This window comes from Alsobacter ponti (assembly GCF_024294805.1).
Lineage (GTDB): Bacteria > Pseudomonadota > Alphaproteobacteria > Rhizobiales > Beijerinckiaceae > Alsobacter > Alsobacter ponti.
This window is the reverse complement of record NZ_JANCLU010000023.1, coordinates 32,792-57,576: the sequence shown is the minus strand read 5'-3', so window position 1 is coordinate 57,576 and position 24,785 is coordinate 32,792. Positions and strand designations below refer to the sequence as shown.

Annotated in this window: 25 protein-coding genes; 18 read left to right on the top strand and 7 right to left on the bottom strand. The window is 69.3% G+C overall.

What is annotated here, in order from left to right; genetic code table 11:
- The first annotated feature begins 122 nt into the window (after nucleotides 1-122).
- From NK718_RS18930 to NK718_RS18910, 5 genes are all read left to right on the top strand, one after another.
- Nucleotides 123-1,229, top strand: coding sequence for an ABC transporter substrate-binding protein (locus tag NK718_RS18930; protein ID WP_254745517.1), 1,107 nt, complete (start codon nucleotides 123-125; stop codon nucleotides 1,227-1,229).
- Nucleotides 1,230-1,383: 154 nt separating this feature from the next.
- On the top strand, nucleotides 1,384-2,190 hold the full coding sequence (locus NK718_RS18925; protein WP_254745538.1) for an ABC transporter permease: 807 nt from the start codon (nucleotides 1,384-1,386) through the stop codon (nucleotides 2,188-2,190).
- Complete coding sequence (locus tag NK718_RS18920; protein ID WP_254745515.1) at nucleotides 2,187-2,972, top strand: ABC transporter permease; 786 nt, start codon at nucleotides 2,187-2,189, stop codon at nucleotides 2,970-2,972. The genes NK718_RS18925 and NK718_RS18920 overlap by 4 nt, the downstream gene beginning before the upstream one ends.
- Nucleotides 2,973-2,976: 4 nt before the next feature.
- A complete protein-coding gene (locus NK718_RS18915) occupies nucleotides 2,977-4,038 on the top strand; it encodes an ABC transporter ATP-binding protein (protein ID WP_254745513.1) in 1,062 nt (353 codons plus the stop codon).
- Nucleotides 4,039-4,223: 185 nt separating this feature from the next.
- Nucleotides 4,224-4,514 (top strand): hypothetical protein, encoded by a 291-nt coding sequence (locus NK718_RS18910; protein ID WP_254745511.1) that lies wholly within the window; start codon nucleotides 4,224-4,226, stop codon nucleotides 4,512-4,514.
- 106 nt (nucleotides 4,515-4,620) lie between these two features.
- Here the strand turns inward: NK718_RS18910 and NK718_RS18905 are convergent, their stop codons facing one another.
- Together NK718_RS18905 and NK718_RS18900 are read right to left on the bottom strand one after the other, a co-directional pair.
- Nucleotides 4,621-4,812, bottom strand: a complete 192-nt coding sequence (locus tag NK718_RS18905) for a hypothetical protein (protein ID WP_254745509.1) — start codon at nucleotides 4,810-4,812, stop codon at nucleotides 4,621-4,623.
- A gap of 139 nt (nucleotides 4,813-4,951) precedes the next feature.
- Entirely contained in the window at nucleotides 4,952-5,878 is a 927-nt protein-coding gene (locus NK718_RS18900; RefSeq protein WP_254745507.1) for a sugar kinase, read from the bottom strand.
- A 226-nt stretch (nucleotides 5,879-6,104) separates the two neighbouring features.
- Between NK718_RS18900 and NK718_RS18895 the strand changes: the two genes are divergently transcribed.
- Both NK718_RS18895 and NK718_RS18890 read left to right on the top strand, forming a co-directional pair.
- Nucleotides 6,105-6,533, top strand: coding sequence for an Hsp20 family protein (locus tag NK718_RS18895; protein ID WP_254745505.1), 429 nt, complete (start codon nucleotides 6,105-6,107; stop codon nucleotides 6,531-6,533).
- 136 nt (nucleotides 6,534-6,669) lie between these two features.
- Nucleotides 6,670-6,900, top strand: a complete 231-nt coding sequence (locus NK718_RS18890; RefSeq protein WP_254745536.1) for a BQ00720 family protein — start codon at nucleotides 6,670-6,672, stop codon at nucleotides 6,898-6,900.
- Between the two features lie 43 nt (nucleotides 6,901-6,943).
- On the opposite strand, the gene NK718_RS18885 is transcribed toward NK718_RS18890, so the two are convergent.
- Nucleotides 6,944-7,657 carry an alpha/beta hydrolase gene (locus NK718_RS18885; RefSeq protein ID WP_254745534.1) on the bottom strand — a complete coding sequence of 238 codons (714 nt, stop codon included), beginning with the start codon at nucleotides 7,655-7,657 and terminating at the stop codon, nucleotides 6,944-6,946.
- Nucleotides 7,658-7,817: 160 nt separating this feature from the next.
- Here NK718_RS18885 and NK718_RS18880 point away from each other — a divergent pair, with 160 nt between their 5' ends.
- Nucleotides 7,818-9,035 (top strand): glycosyltransferase family 4 protein, encoded by a 1,218-nt coding sequence (locus tag NK718_RS18880; RefSeq protein ID WP_254745503.1) that lies wholly within the window; start codon nucleotides 7,818-7,820, stop codon nucleotides 9,033-9,035.
- Between the two features lie 157 nt (nucleotides 9,036-9,192).
- Nucleotides 9,193-9,723 (top strand): translation initiation factor IF-3, encoded by a 531-nt coding sequence (infC, locus tag NK718_RS18875; protein ID WP_254745501.1) that lies wholly within the window; start codon nucleotides 9,193-9,195, stop codon nucleotides 9,721-9,723.
- 19 nt (nucleotides 9,724-9,742) lie between these two features.
- Here the strand turns inward: infC and NK718_RS18870 are convergent, their stop codons facing one another.
- Nucleotides 9,743-10,438: a TetR/AcrR family transcriptional regulator gene (locus NK718_RS18870; protein WP_254745499.1), complete on the bottom strand. Its 696-nt coding sequence runs from the start codon at nucleotides 10,436-10,438 to the stop codon at nucleotides 9,743-9,745.
- A gap of 166 nt (nucleotides 10,439-10,604) precedes the next feature.
- Here NK718_RS18870 and NK718_RS18865 point away from each other — a divergent pair, with 166 nt between their 5' ends.
- From NK718_RS18865 to NK718_RS18835, 7 genes are all read left to right on the top strand, one after another.
- Entirely contained in the window at nucleotides 10,605-11,852 is a 1,248-nt protein-coding gene (locus NK718_RS18865) for a Zn-dependent hydrolase (protein WP_254745497.1), read from the top strand.
- Nucleotides 11,853-11,926: 74 nt separating this feature from the next.
- The gene (gene hydA / locus NK718_RS18860; RefSeq protein WP_254745495.1) at nucleotides 11,927-13,354 is read left to right on the top strand and encodes a dihydropyrimidinase; all 1,428 of its coding nucleotides are present in this window, start codon (nucleotides 11,927-11,929) and stop codon (nucleotides 13,352-13,354) included.
- A 55-nt stretch (nucleotides 13,355-13,409) separates the two neighbouring features.
- Entirely contained in the window at nucleotides 13,410-14,231 is an 822-nt protein-coding gene (locus NK718_RS18855; protein ID WP_254745484.1) for an ABC transporter ATP-binding protein, read from the top strand.
- Complete coding sequence (locus NK718_RS18850; RefSeq protein ID WP_254745482.1) at nucleotides 14,221-15,159, top strand: ABC transporter permease; 939 nt, start codon at nucleotides 14,221-14,223, stop codon at nucleotides 15,157-15,159. The genes NK718_RS18855 and NK718_RS18850 overlap by 11 nt, the downstream gene beginning before the upstream one ends.
- The gene (locus NK718_RS18845; RefSeq protein WP_254745480.1) at nucleotides 15,156-16,283 is read left to right on the top strand and encodes an ABC transporter permease; all 1,128 of its coding nucleotides are present in this window, start codon (nucleotides 15,156-15,158) and stop codon (nucleotides 16,281-16,283) included. Before NK718_RS18850 ends, NK718_RS18845 begins: the two co-directional genes overlap by 4 nt.
- 28 nt (nucleotides 16,284-16,311) lie before the next feature.
- Nucleotides 16,312-17,307 carry an ABC transporter substrate-binding protein gene (locus tag NK718_RS18840; protein WP_254745478.1) on the top strand — a complete coding sequence of 332 codons (996 nt, stop codon included), beginning with the start codon at nucleotides 16,312-16,314 and terminating at the stop codon, nucleotides 17,305-17,307.
- A gap of 150 nt (nucleotides 17,308-17,457) precedes the next feature.
- Nucleotides 17,458-17,904, top strand: coding sequence for a DMT family transporter (locus tag NK718_RS18835; protein WP_254745476.1), 447 nt, complete (start codon nucleotides 17,458-17,460; stop codon nucleotides 17,902-17,904).
- Nucleotides 17,905-17,913: 9 nt separating this feature from the next.
- On the opposite strand, the gene NK718_RS18830 is transcribed toward NK718_RS18835, so the two are convergent.
- Complete coding sequence (locus NK718_RS18830; RefSeq protein WP_254745474.1) at nucleotides 17,914-18,492, bottom strand: CAP domain-containing protein; 579 nt, start codon at nucleotides 18,490-18,492, stop codon at nucleotides 17,914-17,916.
- A gap of 377 nt (nucleotides 18,493-18,869) precedes the next feature.
- Between NK718_RS18830 and NK718_RS18825 the strand changes: the two genes are divergently transcribed.
- Nucleotides 18,870-20,651, top strand: a complete 1,782-nt coding sequence (locus NK718_RS18825; RefSeq protein WP_254745472.1) for an ethylbenzene dehydrogenase-related protein — start codon at nucleotides 18,870-18,872, stop codon at nucleotides 20,649-20,651.
- 153 nt (nucleotides 20,652-20,804) lie between these two features.
- Nucleotides 20,805-21,836, top strand: a complete 1,032-nt coding sequence (locus tag NK718_RS18820) for a 2Fe-2S iron-sulfur cluster-binding protein (RefSeq protein ID WP_254745470.1) — start codon at nucleotides 20,805-20,807, stop codon at nucleotides 21,834-21,836.
- A 19-nt stretch (nucleotides 21,837-21,855) separates the two neighbouring features.
- Here the strand turns inward: NK718_RS18820 and NK718_RS22220 are convergent, their stop codons facing one another.
- Together NK718_RS22220 and NK718_RS18810 are read right to left on the bottom strand one after the other, a co-directional pair.
- Nucleotides 21,856-23,892 (bottom strand): methyl-accepting chemotaxis protein, encoded by a 2,037-nt coding sequence (locus NK718_RS22220; RefSeq protein ID WP_254745468.1) that lies wholly within the window; start codon nucleotides 23,890-23,892, stop codon nucleotides 21,856-21,858.
- 9 nt (nucleotides 23,893-23,901) lie between these two features.
- Nucleotides 23,902-24,729 (bottom strand): PstS family phosphate ABC transporter substrate-binding protein, encoded by an 828-nt coding sequence (locus NK718_RS18810; RefSeq protein ID WP_254745466.1) that lies wholly within the window; start codon nucleotides 24,727-24,729, stop codon nucleotides 23,902-23,904.
- Nucleotides 24,730-24,785 lie beyond the last annotated feature (56 nt).

Here is a 24,785-nt window from a genome sequence, read left to right as displayed (position 1 = left end):
TCCCCAGAAGCACAGATACAGGTTAGGTTCGCATGACGAACGGTTTCCGGCCGGTCCGCCGCCCCTCGACGGGCGGGCTTCGGCGGCTGGGCTCGGGCGGCGCATAAACGGGAGAGGACACGATGACAGCTTTCACCGGAACCAGGCTCACACTCGCCTTCGCCGCGCTGCTCGGCACGACGGCGCTCTGCTCGGCGCAGGATCTCGCCGCCATCGAGAAGGCCGCCAAGGCCGAAGGCATGCTGAGCACGATCGCCCTGCCGCACGACTGGTGCGGCTACGGCGAGGTCATCGCCGGCTTCAAGAAGAAGTACCCCGACATCAAGGTCAACGAGCTGAACCCCGACGCGGGATCGGCCGACGAACTCGAGGCGATCCGCGCCAACAAGGACAACAAGGGCCCGCAGGCCCCCGACGTCATCGACGTCGGCTTCGCCTTCGGCCCGCAGGCCAAGACCGAGAAGCTGACGCAGCCCTACAAGGTGTCGACGTGGGACTCGATCCCCTCCAACGTCAAGGACGCCGAGGGCCACTGGTACGGCGACTATTACGGCGTGCTGTCCTTCGCGGTGAACAAGGACATCGTGAAGACGATGCCGCAGGACTGGCCCGACCTGCTGAAGCCCGAGTTCGCCAACGCCGTCGCCCTGGCCGGCGACCCGCGCGCCTCCAACCAGGCCATCCTCGGCGTCCAGGCGGCCGGCATCTCGGCCGGCGGCAAGGACGGCGCCTCGGCCGGCGAGGCGGGCCTGAAGTTCTTCGCCGACCTGAACAAGAAGGGCAATTTCGTCCCGACCATCGGCAAGTCCGGCACGCTCGCCCAGGGCGCGACCCCGATCGTGATCTGGTGGGACTACAACGCCCTGTCCGGCCGTGACGCCCTGAAGGGCAACCCGCCGATCGAGGTGGTGGTGCCGAAGACCGGCGTGGTGGCCGGCGTCTACGTGCAGGCGATCAGCGCCTACGCGCCGCATCCGAACGCCGCCAAGCTGTGGATGGAGTACCTGTACTCCGACGAAGGCCAGCTCGCCTGGCTGAAGGGCTACTGCCACCCGATCCGCTTCAACGACCTCGTCGCCAAGGGGAAGGTGCCGAAGGAGCTGCTCGACAAGCTGCCCCCGGCCGCGTCCTACGAGAAGGCGGTCTTCCCGACGCTCGAGGAGCAGGCGGCGGCCAAGGCCGTCATCACCTCGAAGTGGGACTCGGTGGTCGGCGCGAACGTGAAGTAAGGGACCTCGCCCCGCCCCGGCGCGACCGGGGCGGGGCGTTCGCGCAGGCGCGCCGCCCGTGACCACAGCCATCACTCCGGCCGAGGCCGGCGCCGCCGCGCCGGCGCGCCGTTCCGCGCGGGTCTCGTTCGCGTGGCTCGGCATCGTGCCGTTCATGGCGTTCGCACTGCTGTTCCTGATCGTCCCGACCCTGCAGATCGTGATCGGCGCCTTCCGCGACCAGGACGGCGCGTTCACCTTCGCCAACGTGCTGCACCTGTTCCAGCCGTCGATCCTGTCGGCCTACTGGATCTCGATCCGCATCAGCGTCGCCTCGGCGCTGCTCGGCTGCGTCGCGGGCTTCTTCATCGCGGCGGCGGTCAGCATCGGCAACCTGCCGCGCTGGATGCGGGGGCCGGTGATGACCTTCTCGGGCGTCGCCTCGAACTTCGCCGGCGTGCCGCTCGCCTTCGCGTTCCTGGCCACGTTCGGCCGGCTCGGCCTTGTCACGGTGCTGCTGCGCGACTGGTTCGGCGTCAACATCTACGCGATGGGGTTCAACATCCTGTCCTTCTCGGGACTGACGCTGACCTATCTGTTCTTCCAGATCCCGCTGATGGTGCTGATCGTCACGCCCGCTATCGACGGGCTGAAGCGCGAATGGCGCGAGGCGGCGGTGATCCTGGGCGCGTCGACGCCGCAATACTGGCGCATGGTGGCGCTCCCCATCCTGTGGCCGACCCTGCTCGGCACTTTCGCGCTGCTCTTCGCGAACGCCTTCGGGGCGGTGGCGACGGCCTTCGCGCTCACCGGCAGCTCGCTGTCGATCGTGCCGATCCTCCTGTTCGCCCAGATCCGCGGCGACGTGCTGCAGGACCCGCATCTCGGCTACGCGCTGGCGCTGGGCATGATCGTGCTCACGGGCATCGCCAACGGCATCTACATCGTCACGCGGTCGCGGGCGGAGCGGTGGATCAAATGAAGCGCCGCAGCCTCTGGTCCTGGATCGTCCTCGTCCTCGCGATCCTCTATTTCGGCCTGCCGCTGCTCGGCACTGTCGACTTCTCGATGAAGATGCGGCGCGGCGTCTACAGCCTCGACGCCTACTGGGCCGTGCTCGGCGACCCGCGTTTCCAGGCCACCTTCCTCTATTCGGTGGTGATGGCCTGCATGACCATCGTGGTCGGCGTGCTGCTGGTGGTGCCCACCGCCTACTGGGTGCGCCTGAAGCTGCCGCGCTGGCGGCCGGTGATCGAGTTCATCACCATGCTGCCGCTGGTGATCCCGGCCATCGTCATCGTGTTCGGCTATATCCGCCTCTACAACACGTCCTCGTGGCTGCCGCTGACCGGCAGCGCGCTCGGCACCGACGCGCTGCTGACCCTGGGCTACACGACGCTGGCGCTGCCCTACATGTACCGCGCCGTCGACACCGGCCTGCGCACCATCGACGTGGCCACGCTGACAGAGGCGGCCGAGAGCCTGGGCGCCGGCTGGATCACCGTGATGTGGAGGGTGATCCTGCCCAACGTGCTGGTGGCGGTGCTGTCCGGCGCGTTCCTGACCTTCGCCATCGTCATCGGCGAGTTCACCATGGCGGCGCTGCTGAACCGCCCGGCCTTCGGTCCCTATCTCCAGCTCGTCGGCGCCAACCGGGCCTACGAGCCCGCCGCGCTCGCCGTCATCGCCTTCGCGATCACCTGGATCTGCATGGGGCTGATCCAGCTCGTCACGCGTCTCCAGAAGCACACCATGAGAGTTTGAGCACATGGCTTTTCTCGAACTCAGCGGGGTCCGCAAGGATTTCGAGCTCGTCCGCGTGGTGCGCGACTTCAACCTCGACGTCGAGCGCGGCGAGTTCATCTCGTTCCTCGGCCCGTCGGGCTGCGGCAAGACGACGACGCTGCGCATGGTGGCCGGCTTCGAGACGCCGACGGCGGGCGAGATCCGCATCGCCGGGCGTGACGTGGTGGGGCTCAAGCCCAACCAGCGCAACATCGGCATGGTGTTCCAGTCCTACGCGCTGTTTCCCAACATGACCGTAGCGCAGAACGTCGCCTTCGGTCTCAAGGTGGCCGGCAAGCCTCGCGCCGAGATCGATGCGCGTGTCGCCCAGATGCTGGGCATCATCAAGCTGCCGCAGCTCGCCGACCGCTACCCGTTCCAGCTTTCCGGCGGCCAGCAGCAGCGCGTGGCGCTGGCCCGCGCGCTGGCCGTGCAGCCTCAGGTGCTCCTGCTCGACGAGCCGCTGTCGGCGCTCGACGCCAAGATCCGGGTCTCGCTGCGCGAGGAAATCCGCGCCATCCAGAAGGCGCTCGGCATCACCACCATCTACGTCACCCACGACCAGGAGGAAGCCCTGTCCATGTCGGACAGGATCGTGGTGATGCACGAAGGCAGGGTCGACCAGATCGGCACGCCCTTCGAGATCTACAACACGCCGGCGACGAGCTTCGTGGCCTCCTTCGTCGGCACGCTGAACCGGATCGAGGGAATCATCGCAGACCCGTCAGCGGGAACGGTGCGCGTCGGCGCGCGGGACGTCGCGGTCGCGAGTCCGCTCGGCGCGCGGCGAGCCGGCGAGCAGGTTTCGCTGGCGCTTCGCCCCGAAGCCGTGACGCTCGCCCCGCGCCCGGGCCAGGACGTGGCGATCGAGGCCAGGATCGTCGAGGTGGCCTTCCTCGGCTCGGTGATCCGGGTGCGCGCGGACATCGGCGGCGCCACAATTACGCTCGACACCTTCAATTCGCCCGCCAGCCCGCCGCCGCGCATCGGCGACGCCGTGACCCTGCACCTGTCCTCGTCCGACTGGGTCGTCCTCGCCGACTGAGCCTCCCCGCCGTCCTCGCCGGACGCGCACAGGTTGAGATATTCTCAACTTTCGCGCGGCAACCATGGCCTTGCCGATCCGTGTCACCCGGGCATGTGCGGGATCGCACATCGCGCCGCCGCGCTCATGCTTACCTTTGTCTTGAGGCGGGCGGGCATTGTCGTCCGAGACCCTGGAGATTGTTCATGAGCCATTTCGCGAGCGACGAGGACCGTCAGGGCGCGGTCGACACCATCACCATCGCCGCCCTGATGAATGCGGTTCATGCGCTTCACGGCGAGATGCTGCGCACCCCGGAGACGCGCCAGCGCATGGCCGCGATCGAGCTGGAGGTGCTGCGCTCGGTGAAACAGGTCGACGCCGGCGACTTCGACTACGAGACCCAGGCGGCCGGGCTCGGCGAGGCGCTGAAGCTCATCAAGGCGATGTTCCGCTATTCGCACGCCATGCAGGCGCAGGTGACCGCCGAAGCCTGATTGGGAAACGGCGCTCCCCCGCTACATTCGATCCCCCGGCAACAAGAAAGCCTCGGCGGCGCCGAGGCTTTTGCGTCTGGAGCCCTCGATGCCGCCCGGCGGACGGTCAATCCCGCGTCTCGCCGTCGCGATTCTTGCGCGCCAGCGCGATGTGATGCAGATGGTCGTGCGTCGCTTCCGGCAGCCGGAAACCGAAACCGCCCGCCAGGTCGACCATGCCCTTCTCGAGGCGCGGGTTGAGGAACCCGTCCCTCGGCCAGCGCACGTTGGACGCGACGCCCAGCTTTCGCCGGTGCATCGGACGCCCCGATGGATGTCTGTTTGCCATGTGTGAACCCTCTCGCCCCTTTTTCTGACTCCGGGCGCGGAGCAAGACAATCGGGTGAAAACCTTAGGTCACAGCCCTTACGTGAAAAGCAGAACCGGCGGAGCCCGGCTCACGCCTGCGCCATGAACGCCTCGACATCGGGTCGGTACGGCAGCGGGCCGACCGCGCCGTAGCCCTGCGTCGACAAGGCAGCCGCGGCGTTGGCGTAGGCTGCCGCCTCGAAGGCGTCGCCGCACGCGAGGTAATGGGCGAGGAACGCGCCGTCGAAGGCGTCACCCGCCCCGGTCGCGTCGACCGCGGTGACCACGCGGGCGGGAATGCGGCGCGTCTCGCCCGGCACGGCGACCAGCGTCCCCTCCTTGCCCATGGTGAGCGCGACGATGGAGCAGCCGAACTCGAGATAGCGCGCGCAGATGTCCTCCGGCCGGTCGAGCCCAGTGAGCTGGCGAGCGTCGTCGAGGCCCGGCAGGCAGATGTCGGTCATGCCGAGCGCGGCGTGGATGACGGCGCGGGCGCGCTCCAGCGGCCACAGGCGCAGCCGCAGATTGGTGTCGTAGCTGACCAGCGTGCCGGACCGCCGGGCATGGGCGATCGCCTCGAAGGCGGCGTCGCACGCCGAGGCGGAGATGGCCTGGCTGATGCCGGAGACGTGCAGCACGCGCGAGGCGGCGATCAGCTCGCGCGGGAGGTCCGCCGGGCCGACGCGGCTCGCCGCCGAACCGGCGCGGTAGTAGCTGAACTCGTGACCCTCGGGGCCGTGCGAGATGAAGTAGATGCCGGTGGGGGCGTCCGCGCGAAGGATCACCTTCCAGCGGTCGACCCCCTCGTCGTCCCACAGCCGCAGGAAGTCCCGGCCGAAGGCGTCGTCCCCGAGCGCGGTGAAATAGGCCACCTTCGCGCCCTGGCGGGCGGCCGCGACCGCGGCGTTGGAGGTGTCGCCGCCATGGCCGGGCAGGAACACGCGCTCACCCTCGCGCTCCACCTCGTTGAACTCCATCAGCGGCTCGCCCATGGCGAGAATGTCGAAGTCCTTCATGGACGCGTGGCTCCGGGTTCGCGCCGGCCGGGCCGGCGCTGCGAAAACGGGCGCACCATGTCCAAGCCGCGCCCGGGGCGCAAGCGCCAAAGCGGCCGGACGCCCGCGGGCCCGGGAGCCCTTGAACCGGGGCGGGGGCGCGGCCATATTCCGCCTGAGGCCAAAAGGCTTCTGGGGTGCTGCATGAGCGGGCCCCAAACGAAGTGCCTCGGGACAGGGCTTCGAAATGTCGCGTGTACCGTCTCTGTCGTCACCGTTCCTGCTTGGCTTCGACGAGGTCGAGCGGGCGCTCAGCCGGGTGGCCAAGGCCGCCTCGGAAGGCTACCCGCCCTACAACATCGAGCGAATCCAGCGCTGCGGGGACGAGCCGGAGATGCTGAGGATCACCTTGGCCCTGGCCGGGTTTACGCGCGATCAGCTCGAAATCACGCTGGAAGAGAACCAGCTCGTGATCCGGGGCCGTCAGAACGAGGAGCGTGAGCGCCAGTTTCTGCATCGCGGCATCGCCGCGCGGCAGTTCCAGCGCGCGTTCCTGCTGGCCGACGGACTCGAAGTCCTCGGAGCGGACCTCGCCAACGGTCTGCTCTCCATCGATCTCATCCGCCCCGAGGCGGAGCGCGTCGTGCGCAAGATCGACATCCTGGCGCGTGACTGACGGGGCCTCGCACGCTGGCCCGCGCCTTGCTTCCCCTGAAAACGCTCCGCTCAAAGGAGGGTGCGCTATGAACGACCCGACCAAGACTCCCGCCGCCATCTCGCTGCCGCCGCTGGCTCACGCCGCTGCCGAGAGCATGTCCGCGCAGGCGCTCGCCAATCTCGGCGAAGGGCAGATCGCCTATGTCCGCGCGATCCGCTCCGACGACCTGAGCCGCCTGTTCCCGCAGGCGCCGGCGCTGCAGCCCGGCCTCGACCTGTTCGCGCTGCTCGGCGCGGACGGCACGCCGATCCTGGTGACCGACAGCCGCAACGCGGCCATCGCCAACGCCTGGGAAAACGACCTGACTCCCGTCAGCGTCCACTGAGCCGAGCGCCCCGCGGCGGGGACGGGCGGGCCGCCCGTCCCGGTCAGGCCGGGCGCGCCACGCCAGCCACCGCCTCGACGAGCCGCTCGATATCCTGCGGGCGCGACAGGCGATGGTCTCCGTCCTTGATCAGAGTCGTCACGACCTCGTCGCCGGGCAGCATCTCGACGACGCGCAGCGCGTGCCGCCACGGCACGTCGGGATCCTGCATCCCTTGCAGGATGTGGACCGGGCAGCCGGTCGTCAGCGGCGCGCCGTCGAGCAGCAGGTGCCGGCGCCCGTCCTCGATCAGCGCGCGGGTGATCGGGTAGGGCTCGTCCGAGTAGGCGGACGGGCGCAGCCAGACGCCCTTCTCCATGATCTCGGCGCGCACCGCCTCCGGAAAGGCCGGCCACATCAGCGCCTGAGTGAAGTCCGCCGCCGGCGCGATGAGCACCAGCCCGGACAGGCCGCGCCCCTCGGCGCGCAGGGCGCGCGCGGCCAGCAGCGCGATCCAGCCGCCCATCGACGAGCCGACCAGGATGGGCCGCGGCCCCGCCTCGGCGCGGATGACGGCAAGAGCCTCCTCCAGCCAGCGCGACACGGTTCCGTCCTCGAAGCGGCCACCCGACCGGCCGTGCCCGGAATAGTCCATGCGCAGGAAAGCCGCCCCCGTGCGCGCCGCCCAGTCGTCGAGCGCCTGCGCCTTGGTGGCTGTCATGTCGGACCGGAAGCCGCCCAGCCACACCACGCAGGGTTCGTGGCCCGCCCGGCGCATGAACGCGATCCTGCGGATATCGGGCGCCACGCCCACGTCGAGAAATTGCAGATCGTCCGGGCTCACCGTAAACCTCGTTCATGACCGTTTTCGACCTGAGTCGCCCGGCCTGTGCTCGCGCGCCCCGCGCGCCGCGCCTCTTGTATCCCGGCCGGGCCTGATGCGACAGCCCGCGCCGTTCTCCTTCGCGCGCTCGCAGGCCGCCTCGCTGGCCGGCCGCACGATCCTGCAGGTCGTGCCGGAGCTCGACGCAGGCGGCGCGGAACGCACCACGGTCGACATCGCCGACGGCCTCGCCCAAGCCGGAGCGCGCGCTCTCGTCGCCACGGAAGGCGGGCGGCTGGTCGCCGAGCTGCAGGCCAAGGGCGGCATCTGGATCCGGCTGCCGGCGCGCTCGAAGAACCCGTTCCGCATGCTGGCCAACGCGCGGCGGCTGCGCGCCGTCTGCCTCGACGAGGGCGTCGACCTCGTCCACGCCCGGTCCCGCGCGCCGGCGTGGAGCGCGCTAATGGCCACGCGGGCGCTCGGCATCCCGTTCGTAACCACCTATCACGGCTCCTATGCCGGCCGCTCGGCGGTGAAGGTGCTGTACAACTCGGTGATGGCGCGCGGCGACGCGGTGATCGCCAACTCGCACTACACAGCCGACCTGATCGGCCGCATGCACGCCTTCGCGCGGGACCGGGTGCGCGTCATTCATCGAGGCACCGACCTGCGCGCCTTCGCGCCCGCCGGCGTCGAGCCCGAGCGCGTCGAGCGGCTGCGCAAGGCCTGGGGCGTCGAGCCGCACCGCCGCATCGTCCTGCTCGCCGCGCGCCTGACGGCGTGGAAAGGCCAGAAGGTTCTCATCGAAGCGGCGCGCCTGCTGCGCGATCGCGGCCATGACGACATCGCCGTCGTGCTGGCCGGCGACCCGCAGGGGCGCGACAACTACGTGCGCGAGCTGGACGCGCTGGTCGAGGGCCTCAGGCTGGGCGGCGTCGTGCACCGGGTCGGCCATTGCGCCGACATGCCGGCCGCCTTCCTCGCCGCGTCCGTCGTCACCGTGCCGTCGACCGAGCCGGAGGCCTTCGGCCGCTCTGCGGTGGAGGCGCAGGCGATGGGCGCCCCGGTGGTGGTGTCGGATCTCGGCGCAGTGCCCGAGACCGTGCTGGCGCCGCCGGAGGCGCAGGCCTCGGCGCGCACCGGCTGGCGCGTGCCGGCCGGCGACGCTGCGGCGCTGGCCGAAGCCATCTCCGCCGCGCTCGGCATGGGTGCCAGCGCCCGCGACGCCATGGCTCGCCGGGCGCGGGCCCATGTGGAGGCGCATTTTTCGCTGGAAAAGATGGTTGGGGAGACGCTGGACCTGTACGGCGCGCTGATCGGCCGCGAGGACTGAACGAAATCCGGCGTTTCCCGTGTTGACTCGGGCGCGCTTTCAGCGAATTTACTGATCGTCGAAGCTGACCCCTCGTCGTCGGCCGAGGAGCCGTGGCTGATGGACAGCCACGCCGCGCCGGACGGGCCAACAGGAGATTGCCGCCATTCGCAGACCCATGAGAGCCGCCCCGGTCCCACAGAAGGAAGGGCCGCGCGCGAATCGAGACATCCGGGGTGTCCGGGAAGTGCAGCTCATCGACGAAACCGGCGCGAACAAGGGCATCGTGCCCTTCATCGACGCCCTGAGGCTGGCCGAGGAGTCCGGCTTCGATCTCGTCGAGATCGCCCCCAATTCGACTCCGCCCGTCTGCAAGTTCCTCGACTACGGCAAGTTCAAGTTCAACGAGCAGAAGAAGGCCGCCGAGGCCCGCAAGAAGCAGAAGACCGTCGAGGTCAAGGAGATCAAGCTGCGGCCCGGCATCGACGACCACGATTACGAGGTCAAGATGAAGGCGGTGCGCCGCTTCTTCGAGGAAGGCGACAAGGTGAAGGTCACCCTGCGCTTCCGCGGCCGCGAAATGGCGCACCAGGACATCGGCGTCCGGCTGCTGGAGCGCGTCAAGTCCGAGATGGCCGACGTGTCGAAGGTGGAGGCCGAGCCCGCGCTGGAAGGCCGCCAGATGATCATGGTGATGGCGCCGCGCTGAGCCGCGCCGGCGCCGACGTTCAGAGCCGCCGCGCCATCGCGGCGGCTTTTTTCGTCTCGGGCCTCGTTCGCGCATTGTCCAGCGCATCCTCGCGCGCCGGGAGCACGCCGCGCAGGATCATCGCAACCACGTCGCGCTTGGCCTGCGCGAACTGCGCGTCCGAGAGCGGGCGGCCGTCGTTCAGCACCTCGATTTGCCGAGCGAAGTCGGCGTAATGCTGCGTCGTCGCCCAGATCATGAAGAACAGGGTGCGCGGCTCCACCGGCGCCAGCTTGCCCTCGGCGATCCAGCGTTCGACGATCGCGCTCCGCGAGGCGACCCACTGCTTCAGCGTCGTCTCCAGGTGGTCGGCGATGACCGGCGCACCGCGCAGAATCTCGCTGGCGAAGATGCGGGATCCGTGCGGCCTGGAGCGACTGAGGTCCATCTTGGCCTCGATATAGCGCGTCAGCGCCTCGGCGGGATCGTCGCTGTGCTCCATCGAGGAGGCGGCCGACAGCCACGTCTCCAGCACGCGCGCCATCACCGCGCGGTAGAGGTCCTCCTTCGAGGGGAAATAGTAATGGACGTTGGCCTTCGGCAGCCCCGCCCGCGCCGCGATGGCGGCGGTGGTCGCCGCGCCGAAGCCGAGCTCGCCGAACACCGCCTCGGCCGCCTCCAGGATCAGCCGGACGTTGCCCTCGCGGATCGCCGCCTTGGCCTTCTTCCCCGTCAAAGCGCCCCCCTGAAAACGGTGTCCCGAACCTTGCTCCGGGATTGTTGACCAAACGGTCAAGCTCATACTAGCCTCGCTCCATCGCGTCCTCCGCGCAAGGCCAACAGGCCGCGCGGAGGCGCGGTCGGGCCGCCGTTGGGCCGCCGGCGAGGGAGGGGTTTCGAGCATGGCCGAGCTTGCCAATATCCGCATCGACGGCGCGCGCCTCTGGGACAGCCTGATGGAGATGGCTCAGATCGGCGGCACGCCCAAGGGCGGATGCAAGCGGCTGACCCTGACCGATCTCGACCGCCAGGGCCGCGAGCTGTTCACGCGCTGGTGCGACGAGGCCGGCCTCTCGATGAAGGTCGATCGCATGGGCAACATGTTCGCCCGCCGCCCCGGCCTGGACGAGTCCCTTCCGCCGGTGGTGATGGGCAGCCACCTCGACACCCAGCCCACGGGCGGCAAGTTCGACGGCGTGCTCGGCGTGCTCGGCGCGCTCGAGGTGATGCGCTCGCTCAACGACCTCAACATCCGCACCCGCCATCCCATCGAGATCGCCAACTGGACCAACGAGGAGGGCTCGCGCTTCGCCCCCGCCATGGTGTCGTCCGGCGTCTTCGCTGGCGTGTACACCGAGGAATTCGCCTATGGGCGGCTGGACCAGGAGGGCAAGTCGCTCGGCGACGAGCTGCAGCGGATCGGCTTCCAGGGCCCGGAAAAGGTCGGCGGACGGCCGTTCCATGCGTTTTTCGAGCTGCACATCGAGCAGGGGCCGATCCTCGAGGACGAGAACGTCGACATCGGCGTCGTGACCCACGGCCAGGGCCAACGCTGGTACGAGATCGACCTCACCGGGTTCGAGAGCCACGCCGGCTCGACGCCGATGAAGGTTCGCCGCGACGCGCTGCTCGGGGCGGCGCGCATCGTCGAGCTCGCCAACAAGATCGGCTGGGCCCACGCGCCGCTCGCGGTGGCGACCGTGGGCATGTGCAACCCCTACCCGAACAGCCGCAACGTCATCCCGGGCCAGTGCTTCCTGACGGTCGACTTCCGCCACCCGTCCGACGACACGCTGGCGGCCATGGACGCCGCGCTCCGGGAGGGCGTCGCCGCCATCTGCGCCGAAATCGGCCTGGAGAGCGACGTGCGGCAGATTTTCTACTACGCGCCGGTCGCCTTCGAGGAGAGCTGCGTCGCGGCGGTCCGCCGGGCCGCCGAGCACCTGGGCTACAGCTATCGCGACATCGTTTCGGGCGCGGGGCACGATGCTTGCTACATCGCCCGGGTCGCCCCCACCGCGATGATCTTCACGCCTTGCGTGGACGGCGTCAGCCACAACGAGACCGAGGACATCAAGCAAGAATGGTCGACCGCCGGCGCCAACGTGCTGCTGCAGGCGGTGCTCGACAAGGCCGAGATCGTCGCCTGACGCGCTTGGCCGCACGCAAGGTACCCGCCGGCGCCCCGCGCACGCGCCGGGCGGACGCTTCAGGAGGCTGACCCATGTCGACTGTGATCAGGAACGGCACGATCGCGACCGCCGACCGCACCTACAAGGCCGACGTGCTGGTCGAGGGCGAGTACATCGCGGCGATCGGCGACAATCTTTCGGGCGACACCGAGATCGACGCGACGGGCTGCTTCGTGATGCCGGGCGGCATCGACCCGCACACCCATCTCGACATGCCCTTCATGGGCACGAATTCGGCCGATGATTACGAAAGCGGCACCAAGGCGGCGCTCTCCGGCGGCACGACCATGGTGGTCGACTTCTGCATCCCCGGCAACGGCCAGTCGCTGCTCGACGCCTGGGCGGATTGGGACCGGCGCTCCGAGAAGGCCTATACCGACTTCGCCTATCATATGTGCATCACCTACTGGAACGAGACGGTCCGGGAGGAGATGGCCGAGGTCGTGCGGCGCGGCGTCACCACCTTCAAGCACTTCATGGCCTACAAGGGCGCGCTGATGGTCAATGACGAGGAGATGTTCTCCTCGTTCCGGCGCTGCGCCGAGCTTGGCGCGCTGCCGCTGGTCCATGCCGAGAACGGCGACGTGGTCGCCGCCATGCAGCAGCAATTGCTGGCGGACGGCGTCACCGGTCCCGAGGGCCACGCCTTCTCCCGCCCGCCGCGCGTAGAGGGCGAGGCCGCCAACCGCGCCATTATGATCGCCGACCAGGCGGGCTGCCCGGTGTACATCGTCCACGTCTCGTGCATCGAGGCGCACGAGGCCATCGCGCGGGCCCGCGCCAACGGCCAGCGCGTCTTCGGCGAGCCGCTGATCCAACACCTCGTGCTCGACGAGAGCGAGTATTTCCACCCCGACTGGGACCACGCGGCGCGGCGCGTCATGTCGCCGCCCTTCCGCAACAAGAAGCACCAGGACGACCTCTGGAACGGGCTGCGGGCCGGCTCGCTGCAGGTGGTGGCGACCGACCACTGCGCCTTCACGACAGAGCAGAAGCGCTTCGGACGCGGCGACTTCACCAAGATCCCGAACGGCACCGGCGGACTCGAGGATCGGCTCTCCGTGCTGTGGACGCACGGCGTCGAGACCGGGCGGCTGACGGTCAATGAGTTCGTGGCCGCGACCTCCACCAACATCGCCCGCATCCTCAACCTCTATCCGCGCAAGGGAGCGATCGCGCCGGGGGCCGAAGCCGACATCGTGGTCTGGGACCCCAAGGCGTCGAAGACGATCAGCGCCGCGACCCAGCAGTCGGCGATCGACTACAACGTGTTCGAGGGCATGACCGTCAAGGGTCTCGCCCGCTACACGCTGTCGCGCGGCGAAGTGGTCTGGCAGGACGGCCGGATCACCGCCCAGCGCGGCCGCGGCCGCTTCGTGCCGCGCGTTCCGTTCTCGGCGGAATCGCAGGCGCTTCGCACCTGGAAGGCGCTGACCGCCGACAAGCCGGTCGCGCGCTGACGACCTCAAACCGAAGCCCCGCGAGGCGAACGTGCCGGAACTTGTGGAAGCGCGCATGACGACCACCCCGCCGCAGGCGCGTCCCGAGGCCTCGGGACGCGCCCCGGTGATCTCGGCGCGCGACCTGTCCCTCACCTACGAGACGGCCGACGGCCCGGTTCACGCGCTCTCGCACATCGACCTCGACATCCGGCCCGGCGAGTTCGTGTCGCTGATCGGCCCTTCGGGCTGTGGCAAGACGACCCTCCTGCGCGTCATCGCCGATCTGGAGACGGCGACCGGCGGCGAGATCACCGTCAACGGCGTCAGCCCCCACGACGCCCGGCTGAAGCGCAGCTACGGCTACGTGTTCCAGGCCCCGGCGCTGTACCCGTGGCGGACCATCGCCCGGAACGTGGCGCTGCCGCTCGAAATCATGGGCTTCTCGAAGGCGGAGCGCGAGGAGCGCGTGGGGCGCAACCTCGATCTCGTCAACCTCAAGGGGTTCGAGCGCAAATTTCCCTGGCAACTCTCCGGCGGCATGCAGCAGCGCGCCTCGATCGCGCGCGCCCTGTCGTTCGACCCGGACCTGCTGCTGATGGACGAGCCGTTCGGCGCGCTCGACGAGATCGTGCGCGACAAGCTCAACGAGCAGCTGCTGCGCCTGTGGGACGTGACGGGAAAGACGGTCGTGTTCGTCACTCACTCCATCCCCGAGGCGGTGTTCCTGTCGACGCGCATCGTGGTGATGTCGCCCCGGCCGGGACGCATCCACGACATCATCCCGTGCGACTTCCCGCGCGACCGCACGCTCGAGATCCGCGAGACGCAGGGCTTCATCGACATCGCCAACCGCGTGCGCCACGGCCTGCGCGAGGGGCATTCCTATGTCGACTGAGGCCGCGAGCCTGCCCCGCGCCGCCGCGCCGCCGCGCCCGGGGGTGTGGGCCGGGCTGTGGGAAGGGCACGCGCTGCCGGTTGTCGTCGTCAGCCTCCTCATCGTGGCGCTGTGGTACGTGGGCGCCGTCGCCATGAACGCCGACCTGCAGCGCTCCGCCTTCGAGAACGCCGGGCAGAAGACGTGGACGACGGCCGAGCTCGTCGCCGGCACCCTGGCGCAGGAGCGGCCGAGGCTGCCCGCTCCCCACCAGGTCGCCGAGGAATTGTGGAAGACGGTCGTGGACACCGCGCCGACCTCCAAGCGCAGCCTGGTCTACCACGCCGGCATCACGCTCTCGGCCACGGTGCTCGGCTTCCTGTTCGGCTCGGTGCTGGGAATCCTGCTCGCGGTGCTGATCGTCCACGTGCGCAGCCTGGAACGCTCGCTGATGCCGTGGATCGTGGCGTCGCAGACCATCCCGATCGTCGCGCTCGCGCCGATGATCGTCATCATCCTCAACCAGCTCGACGTGACCGGCGTCGTGCCCAAGGCGGCCATCGCCGCCTATCTCTCGTTCTTCCCGGTCACCGTGGGCATGGTGAAGGGCCTGCGCTCCCCCGACCCGCTGCAACTCGACCTGATGCGGACCTATTCCGCCTCCCGCCTCCAGACGTTTCTGGCTCTCCGGGTGCCCTCCTCGGTGCCTTTCCTGTTCGCGAGCCTCAAGGTCGGCGTCGCGGCGGCGCTGGTCGGCACGGTGGTCGCGGAGCTGACGCAATCGGCCGATGGCGGCTTCGGGGCGCGCCTGCTCGCAGGGTCCTATTACGGCCAGACCGTCCAGATCTGGGCCGCCCTGTTCGCCGCGGCCCTTTGCGCCTGCCTGCTGATCGCCGTCGTGGCGTTCGCGGATCGCATCGTGCTGCGCCGCATGGGGTACACACGATGAGGCGCGCCGCCCTCCTGCCGCTCGGCGGCGCGCTTGCCTCGCTCGCCGCGCTGGCCGCGCCGTTCGGGGCCGACGCGGAGGGGCTCGGCTTCGCCCGCCTGTGCCTCGGTGGACTGGCCGCGGCGTGCCTTTGGGCGGGGTTCGCGCCGGGCGTCGGCGCGCGGCCGGCCGGCACGGCGGCGGTCGCCGCGCTGGCGGCCCTGGCCGGCGTCGCGGTGGTTCGCATGCTGAGCGGCGGACTCGAGAACACGGCCGGTCCGGGCTTCGCGCTGGCCCTGGTCGCCGTCTGGTTGTCGGCCTGGCACGTCGTCGACGCTGCCACGGCGGCGCGGCCGCGCGACCCGCGCCTCGCATCCGCCGCCAACCTCGTCGCGCCGGTGGTCTTCGGCCTCACTGTGCTGCTGCTGTGGGAGGGCGTCGTCCGCGGCTTCGGCTCGTCGATGATGAAGGTGATCCTGCCCGCGCCTTCGGCCATCGCGGCGCGCTTCGGCTCGTCGCTGCCGACCCTGTCGGCCGATTTCGCGCAGACTTTTCAGGGAGTCAGCGTGGGCTACGCGCTGGGCTGCGGCAGCGGCATCCTCGTCGCCATCCTGATCGACCGCGTGCCCTTCCTCCAGCGCGGGCTGCTGCCGCTCGGCAACCTCGTCTCCGCGCTGCCCATCGTCGGCATGGCTCCGATCATGGTGATGTGGTTCGGCTTCGACTGGCAATCGAAGGCCGCCATCGTCGTCATCATGACCTTTTTCCCGCAGCTCGTGAACACGGTGGCGGGCCTTGCCTCCGCCGGGCGCATGGAGCGCGACCTGATGAAGACCTACGCCGCGAGCTACGGCCAGACGCTGGCGGCGCTGCGCCTGCCCTCCGCCTTGCCCTTCATCTTCAACGGGCTGAAGATCAATTCCACGCTGGCGCTGATCGGGGCGATCGTCGCCGAATTCTTCGGCACCCCGATCGTGGGCATGGGGTTCCGCATCAACACCGAAGTGGGCCGCATGAACATCGACATGGTGTGGGCGACGATCCTCGTCTCCGCCCTCACGGGATCGTTGTTCTACGGCTTCCTGACGCTCGTCGAACGCCGCGTGACCTTCTGGCACGCGAGCTATCGGCAGCGGACGACCTGACTTTCTCAAGAGCGTGGAGGGACACACGATGAGGACGACGGCAATCACGACGATGACGCTGGCGGCGTTGCTGGCCGCCGGCGCGGCGCACGCGGCGGACAAGGTGACCCTGCAGCTGAAATGGGTCACGCAAGCCCAGTTCGCGGGCTACTACGTCGCCAAGGACAAGGGCTTCTACAAGGAAGCGAATCTCGACGTGGCCATCAAGCCCGGCGGACCGGACCTCGCGCCTCCGCAGGTGATCGCCGGCGGCGGCGCCGACGTCATCGTCGAGTGGATGCCCGCCGCCCTGGCCGCCCGCGAAAAGGGCGTGCCGCTGGTCAACATCGCCCAGCCGTTCAAGCGCTCCGGCATGATGCTGACCTGCCGCGCAGAGACCGGGATCAAGACGCCGGCCGACCTCAAGGGCCGCACGCTCGGCGTCTGGTTCTACGGCAACGAGTATCCGTTCCTGTCCTGGATGTCGAAGCTGAAGCTGAAGACCGACGGCTCCGCCGATGGCGTGAAGGTGCTCAAGCAGGGCTTCAACGTCGACCCGCTGATCCAGAAGCAGGCCGATTGCATCTCGACGATGACCTACAACGAGTACTGGCAGGTCATCGACGCCGGGATCAAGCCGGAGAATCTGGTGGTCTTCAAGTACGAGGACCAGGGCGTCGCCACCATGGAAGACGGCCTCTACGCGCTGGAAGCAAAGCTGAAGGATCCCGCGTTCGTCGACACGATGGCGCGCTTCGTCAAGGCCTCCATGAAGGGCTGGGAGTGGGCCCGCTCCAACCCGAAGGAGGCCGCCAAGATCGTGCTCGACAACGACGCGACCGGCGCCCAGACCGAGAAGCACCAGACCCGCATGATGGACGAGATCAACAAGCTGACCGCCGGCACGGACGGGACGCTCGACACCAAGGACTATGAGCGCACCGTGCAGACGCTGCTCTCCGGCGGTTCCGACCCGGTGATCTCCAAGGCTCCGACGGGCGCCTGGACCGCCGCCGTGACCGACAAGGCCAAGACGCTGAAATAAGCGTCGGGCCTTTCCCGGGTTGGGATGCGCGCCTGGCGCGTCCCCCGCCCGACCCGCGAGACGCGGCCGGCCTTCCGGCCGCGTTTTGCTTCGACGCCGCAACGACGGCGACGCTTCCCGCTCCCGCGCCAGGACCCCGCGATGTCCCCCATGACCCTGCTTTTGCCGCTCGTCGCGCTGTGCCTCGCCATGGCGCTGCCGGCGCAGGCGGCCATCAATGCCCAGCTCGCCCGCGCGCTGGGAAGTCCGCTCGCCGCCACCGCCGTCTCCTTCGCCACCGGGGCGGTGGCGATGGCGCTGGTGACGCTCGCGGTCGCCCGCGATGCGCCGTTGCTGGAGAATGCCGCGCGCACCCCGCTCTGGATCCTGCTTGCCGGCGGCGTCCTGGGCGCAACCTACGTGCTCGGCAACATCGTGCTGGTGCCACGCCTGGGCGCGGCGACCCTGTTCGCCTTCGCCATCGCCGGCCAGCTGGCGGCGGCGCTGGCGATGGACCAGTTCGGGCTGCTTGGGCTCGCGGTGCGCGAGGCCTCGCCCGGTCGCCTCGCCGGCGCCCTGATGGTGCTGGCCGGCGCGGTGATGGTGCGCGTGCTCTGAAATCGGCCGCTAGGGCTTGCCGCCGAACAGGCCGATCCACGGCGGCGGATCGCCCCACTGATGCTCGCCTTGCGGCGGCCGGCCGGGAAGAGGCTCCGGGCTGGCCAGGATCAGCGCCCAGAACGGCCGACCGCCGGCCCCGTCGACGCGTGCGAGACCGATGCGCGTGGCGCTCCGGCTGAGCAGGTTGGCGCGGTGGCCGGGCGACGCCTTCCACGACTCCATCACTTCGCCCAGCGAAGCCTGCCCCATCGCCACGTTCTCGGACGCGACGCCCGCCCTGATGCCCGCCTGCCGGATGCGGCTCGAAAACCCCCCGCCGACGTCGTGGGACATGACGCCGGCCGCGGCCATCGCCTGGGCCTGCGTCCGGGCAGCCGCCGCGAGCTGCGGATCGCTCTTCACCGGGCCCAGGCCGTTCGCCCGCCGGAAGACGCTGATCGCCGTGGCCGAGGCGTCGCTCAGCGACGTCGACTTCGCCGTAACGGCTTTCGCGGCGGCGGGCCGGGCGCTCGGCTGCTCCGCCATGGCCGGAATGACGAGGCCGGGGCCGAGAAGCAGCAGCGCGAGGAAGCCGGAAACACGCATCGCCATCATCCGTTGAGGCGACCGCCGTTCAATGGCGGCCGGGTGCAAAGGCGCCGGGATCCCGCGGCGAGGGCATTGGTCACCCTGGGTCCCGATAAAACGGAGCGTTTCACGGGTTCCACGCCGGGACACAAGGAAAAACCGCTTGCCGGCTGATCCCGGGCAGCGTTGAAAACGTACGCGGCGCGACCGATTCCGTCACTTGACTTGCTCGACTGCTGGTTGAGCGTTAACCATGATGCAAGCCTGGTCTGCACAACGGCTGGGAAAGGTAAAATTTTGGTATAATCTTTCCATCGAATTTGAGACGCCGCACGACGAGACCCCGAGGCCAATGGGGATGTGCGACAAGCTCGAATGGCTTGGCGGGGCCAGTGATGAACCATGTGATCAATCGGCGGGAACTCGACCCGATTTCGTCGAGAGCCGCGTTCAATTCCCCGACCGTTTCCGAGATTCCCGGCGGAACCCAGGACGCGGCGCCGACCGGTGGCGCGCCCCGATCCGACATCGGCACCATCGCGCTTCATTGGGGCGTCGCCATCGCCATGGTCGTCAGCCTGGCGACCGGCTTGCGCATCGCGGCGGACGCGCCGGACGCCGTCATCTCCAAGGCGCTGTCGCCCATCCTGCCGCAAGGCGAGATCTGGACCTGGCATTTTCTGTCGAGCCTCGGCCTCTTCGTTGGCTGCACCGCCTATGTTCTCTACATGGTGCGGGCCCGGCTGGGCCAGCGCGTCGCCCCGGCGCGACTCGCCGCGCTGGCGATGGACGCGCCGGCGCGCATGCGTTGGAACGCCATCAACGTGCTGCTGCACTGGGCGATGTACGGCATCGTCGCCGGGCTGACGGCGACCGGCGTGGCGCTCTACCTCGGCTATGGCGGCTGGGTCGTCACCGTCCATTCGGCGCTCGCCTACGTGACGCTGGCCAACATCGTCCTGCACGTCGCCGGCCACTTCATGTATGGCGGCCTCGGACAGTTGCTGCGGCTGTTCCGCGCCACGGCCTTGCCGGTCGCGACGCGGCTGCGGCAACCGCTGGTGGTCGGCCTCCTCGCCGGCGTGGCGACCGGTTTCGTGGCACTCGTGGCGGACTTCTCGACGCGCGACATCCTGCACGTGCCGCGGGTCGGGGAAGCTCCGAAGCTCGACGGCGTCCTCGACGATGCAGTCTGGACGAACGCTCGCCCGGTCCGCGTGCGCACCGAGCAGGGCGCCAACTCGGGCGGCTCGGGCGAGTCCCTGGTCGAGCTGCGCGCCGTCAATGATGGCCGCAAGATTCACTTCGCCGTGCGCTGGCAGGATCCCACGCGCTCGCTGGCGCGGCTGCCGCTGGTCAAGCGGGCGGACGGCTGGCGGCTGCTGGGCACGAAGGCGGACATCGCCGACGTGACGGACTGGTACGAGGACAAGTTCGCCATCCTGTTCTCGCACTCCGACGAGCACGGTAATGGCGGGACCACCCACATGGGGCCCAACCCGTTGCCCGGCCTGCCGAAGCCGCTGCACGCGCGCGGCTACCATTACACCACCGACGATTCCGTCGCGGACGTCTGGCAGTGGAAGGCCTCGCGCGGCGGCATGCTGGGCTATGTCGACGACATGTATTTCGGCCCGCCCAATCCGCCGACCGACCCCATGAAGGCGGGCAAGGCGCGCTACCAGGCCGGCTATGACAGCGATCCCGGCAAGGCCTTCTACGTCTACAACTACAAGCCCGAGCCGCCGGGCGGCTATCGCGGCCCGGTCGGCCTGTTGATGCTGCCCAAGGACCTCGCCGCCACCCGGCGCGCCATGGGCCGCGTGCCCGAGGATCCCGACCGCGACAGCACGGACGAGGGATCGCGCTGGTGGATGACGGCGGACGAAATGGTCCCCTATTCGGCGGAGGCGGACGCCGCCATCCCGGTCGGGACCGTCATTCCCGGCGTGCTGATCCAGGGCGAGTACAGCGGCGACCGCGCCCAGATTCGAGGCGCGGCGAAGTGGAAGGACGGCTGGTGGACGCTCGAGATGAGCCGGGATCTCGAAACGGGCAGCCGCATGGACATGCAGTTCGTCAAGGGTCCGCCGATCTACGCCTATGTCTCGGCCTTCGATCACAACCAGACCCGGCACACCCGCCACATGCGCCCGGTCGTGGTGCGCCTGGATTGATGCCTTGCGGGACCATGGGAGCGCAGAAGCGTGGACTCCTTTCGTAACTTCGTCGCGGGCGCGCGCCCGCTCGCTTTCGCCGGCGGCAGCGCGGACGCCGAGCCGGTCGCGCCTGAACGGGCGAACGAGCGACCTGCCGCGGGAGCGCGCGGCATGAGCGTCTCGCACGGCCCCTGCACCATCACGGTCAACGGCAAGCGGGCCGTCACGACGCCAGGCCTCACCCTGGTCGACGCCGCGCTGTCGGCGCGCGTCGTCGTGCCCCACGATTGCTGCACCGGCCAGTGCGAGACGTGCCGCGTTACCGTGCTGTCCGGCGCGGTGGACGATGCCGGCACGCGCGACCGCGATACGGTTCTGGCCTGCCAGGCCCGGGTGACGGGCCCGGTCGAGATCGCGTTCGAGGCTGTTCCGGCCGTGGTGAAGCGCACGGGCGAAGTGGGCTCCGTCACCCAGGTCGCTCCGGACATCTTCGAGGTCGTGGTGCGGCTCGCCTCACGCCTGCCCTATCTGCCCGGCCAATACGTCAAGCTCGCCTTCGCCGGACTGCCGGAGCGCGACTACAGCCCCACCGTCCGGCTCACCGGCGAGGCGGACGAGCACGAGCTGGTGTTCCATTTGCGTCGCTATCCCGATGGGCTGGTGTCGTCGCAGATCGGAAACCGCATCAGGGCCGGCGCGAAGGTGAAGCTGCGCGGCCCCTTCGGCAATGCGTGGCTTCGGCCCGGCGGCGGGCCGATCGTGCTGGTCGCCAGCGGCACCGGATGGGCGCCGATCTGGTCGATCGCCGTGGCGGCGCGGCTCGGCCAGCCGGAGCGCCCGTTGACGGTGATCGCCTCGGCCAGCGACCCGGCCAATCTCTACATGCGCCCGGCGCTCCAATGGCTGTGGTCGCGCGGCGTCCGCGACATGTACCTCGCCAGCAGCGCGGCGCGCGGGCTCGTAGACGTCTGGCAGGGCCGGCCGACCGAGCTGGTGCCGCATCTGTCGTCGGCGCACGATGTCTACGTGGCCGGCAACCCCGACATGGTGGCCGCGGTGAAGGCGATCGCCGCGGCAAGCGGCGCGGCCTGCCACACCGATCCATTCACCGCGTCGACCACGCGGCCCAGCCTCGCCAACCGCATTGCCGGCCTGTTCCGGACCGGCGCGTCGGGATCGCCCGGCGGCGTGCAGCAGGGCTGAGACCGGGCGCGCCGGTCGGTCAGGCGGCGACTTCCTCGAGGAAGGACTTCACGGCGACGTCCATCTGACGCGCCTCGTTCATCATGCGCGCGGCCGTCTCGACGACTTCCACGGTGGCGACGCGCGCGTTCTCGACGGTGAGCTGCAGCCGCTCGACGCTGGCGCACAGCACGCCGGTCCCCTCGAATGCCGAGGACACGCTGTCGGCGATCTGCTGAGTGGCGACCGTCTGGTCCTGGACGACGGTGCGGATGGTGCTGGTCTGCGACAGCACCTCGGAGAAGGACGTGGCGATGGTCTCGATGGCCTGGACCGCCTCGCGGGTCGCCTCCTGAATCGCGGACACCTTGCCGGCGATCACGTCCGTCGCCTTGCCGGTTTCGCCGGCCAGCGCCTTGACCTCGTTGGCGACGACCGCGAAGCCGCGCCCGGCCTCGCCGGCTCGCGCCGCCTCGATGGTCGCGTTGAGGGCCAGAAGGTTGGTCTGCGCCGCGATGCCTTCGATCAGGCGCACCACCGCGCCGATCTGGTTGGCGGCCTCGATCAGGCCCCCGACCTTGTACGTCGCCTTGCGGGCGGATTCGTTGCCCTCCAGCACCACCCCGGCGGCGTCGCTGACCCGCTCGGCGATGCTGCGGATGGCCTCGGAGAGCTGGCCCGTGGCCGCGTCGACGGTCATGACGGAGGAGGTGGTCTGCTTGGAGGCGCGCACAGTGGTCGACGCCTCGTCCTTGGCGGTCTGCGACACGCCGTCGAGCCCGCGCGCGCTGCGGTTCATGGCGACGACGCAGTCCTGCACGCCTGCGAGCACAGCGCGCATCACCGCGTCGAAACGGCGAATGGCCGCGTCGAGCTGTTCCTTGCGCCGTTTCACGACTTCCGCGGTCGCCACGTCGGAGCGCAGGCGGTCACGTTCCTCCATCGAGCGCTGCAGCAGCAGCACGGCGCGCGCGATCTCGCCCACCTCGTCGAGCCGGTCGACCCCGACGACGCCGACGCGCCAGTCCCCGGCCGCCACCGCCTTCACCGCGCCTGTGATCTGCCCCAGCGCGCCGCCGACACGACGCGCCACCGCCATGGCGATGACGCCGACCGCCAGGATGGCGAACACGCCGAGCCAGATCAGCCACTGCGTGAGAGTGCCGGCGTGGCTTTCGCCGATGCGCACGATCTCGTCGCGCAGGTCGTAGACGACCTTTTTCGGCTTCATGGCGCAGACGTCGACGCCCATGTCGCTCGACGCGCAATTGGCGACGAAGCGGCCGTCCTCGGTATGCATCAACGGATATTCCGGCATCCGTCGCAGGTCGAGGTCGTCGGTCGGCAGCTTGGCTACCGACACGACCCGCTGGCCGTAATAGACGGCGATGCCGGCGCTGGTGATCTCCGCGAAGTCGGCCAGCACCGGCTCGGTTGGCCGCATCGCGCGAATGCCGAGCAGCCCCCCGATGACGTCGCCGAAATCGTCGAATACCGGCTCGACCATGGCGATGAAGACGCGCGAACTCGCTTCCAGCTTGAGATCCGCGATCTCCTGCGGCGAGATCTGCATCAACTGCAGCAGCGACTTCGGGTTCGCCCGTTCGCTCTTGGCCAGCACCTCGCGGAAGGCCGGCAGCAGGGGGCTGACCCGCAGCATGGCCTCGAGCTTGACCAGCTCGATGCCGCTATTGGCTCCGACCACGCCGAATTCGGGATTGAGGGCGACGATCAGGTCGACATTGGCGGCGCGCGAGGAGGGGTCCAGCGCCTCGCTGATCGCCACCGTGTTGCGCGACTGCACGGCGCGCGCGATGTCGGCGCGCTGCGCGATGACGCCAAGCCGGCGCGCGGTGTCGCGCATCAACGTGTCGACGCGGTACAGGGCGAGCCGGGCCTCGGCTGTGAGCTCGTCGCTGAGCTTCTGCGCGGAAAGCCGCCCCAGCTCCGAGGCCTGGTCGGAGAGGCTCCGGTCGACGCGTCCGATCGTCAGCCCGACGAGCGCGACGAGCGCAAGGCTCGTCGTCGCCACCATGACCGCGATGAGCTGCGCGCTGAGGGACCGGAAGCGGGTCACGACGTCGCCTTACTGGCCGAGCGGCACCCCGCCGAGGTTGGTGACGAGCTGCCGGGCCTTGGCGCTGTTGGCGAAGCGAACGAAGTTGGTCGCCTCCGGCGTCACCGTTCCCGGCTTGTGAATCAGCGCCAGCGTGACGGCGCTCGGATAGCCCTCGTCGGTCGGGAACTTGCCGTCGATCTTCAGCACCGTGACGGAGGGCTGCAGGGCCGGCGAGTAGGGCGCGAACCCGATCGAGCCTTCGGTCTGCCTTGTGGTCTCGATGGCCTCCTGCGTCGTGGTGGCCGTCTTCGACTTCGGCGTCAGCACGAGGTCCTTCCAATAGGGCATTGAGGCGCGCAGCACGCCCAGGGTGCTGTCGGCATCCTCGCGGCGCACGACCTTGATGCGCAGGTCGGGCCCGCCGAGCTCCGACCAGTTCGACACCGCGCCGGAATAGATGTCGGCGACCTGCTTGGCGGTCAGCGAGTCCAGCTTGACGCTCGGATGGACGAAGATGGCCGACGGGATCTTCACGATCGGCGTGAAGACGAGGCCCTGCGCCTTTTCGGCCTCGGACAGCGGGCGCGCGACGCGGCCCAGCACCTCGCGGTCGCCGGTGACCGCCACGATGGCGCCGCCCGAGCCGATGCTCGGCGGCACGATGACGACCGTGTTCGGATTGTCGGCGGTGTAGGCCGCCCCGACAGCATTGAGAATTTCAATCCCGTCGCCGGTCCCCGGGATGGTCAATGTGCCGGCCATTGCGCCCGCCGCGTGACCCGCGAAGGCGATCGCCACGCCGGCGCCCACGATTTCCGACAGACGGCTCCGGAAAAGGGGTGTCAGCCTGAACATGCACTGCTCCTTGCATCAACTTTGACCTTTGATGCTAGGAGGCCTTGTTTAAGATT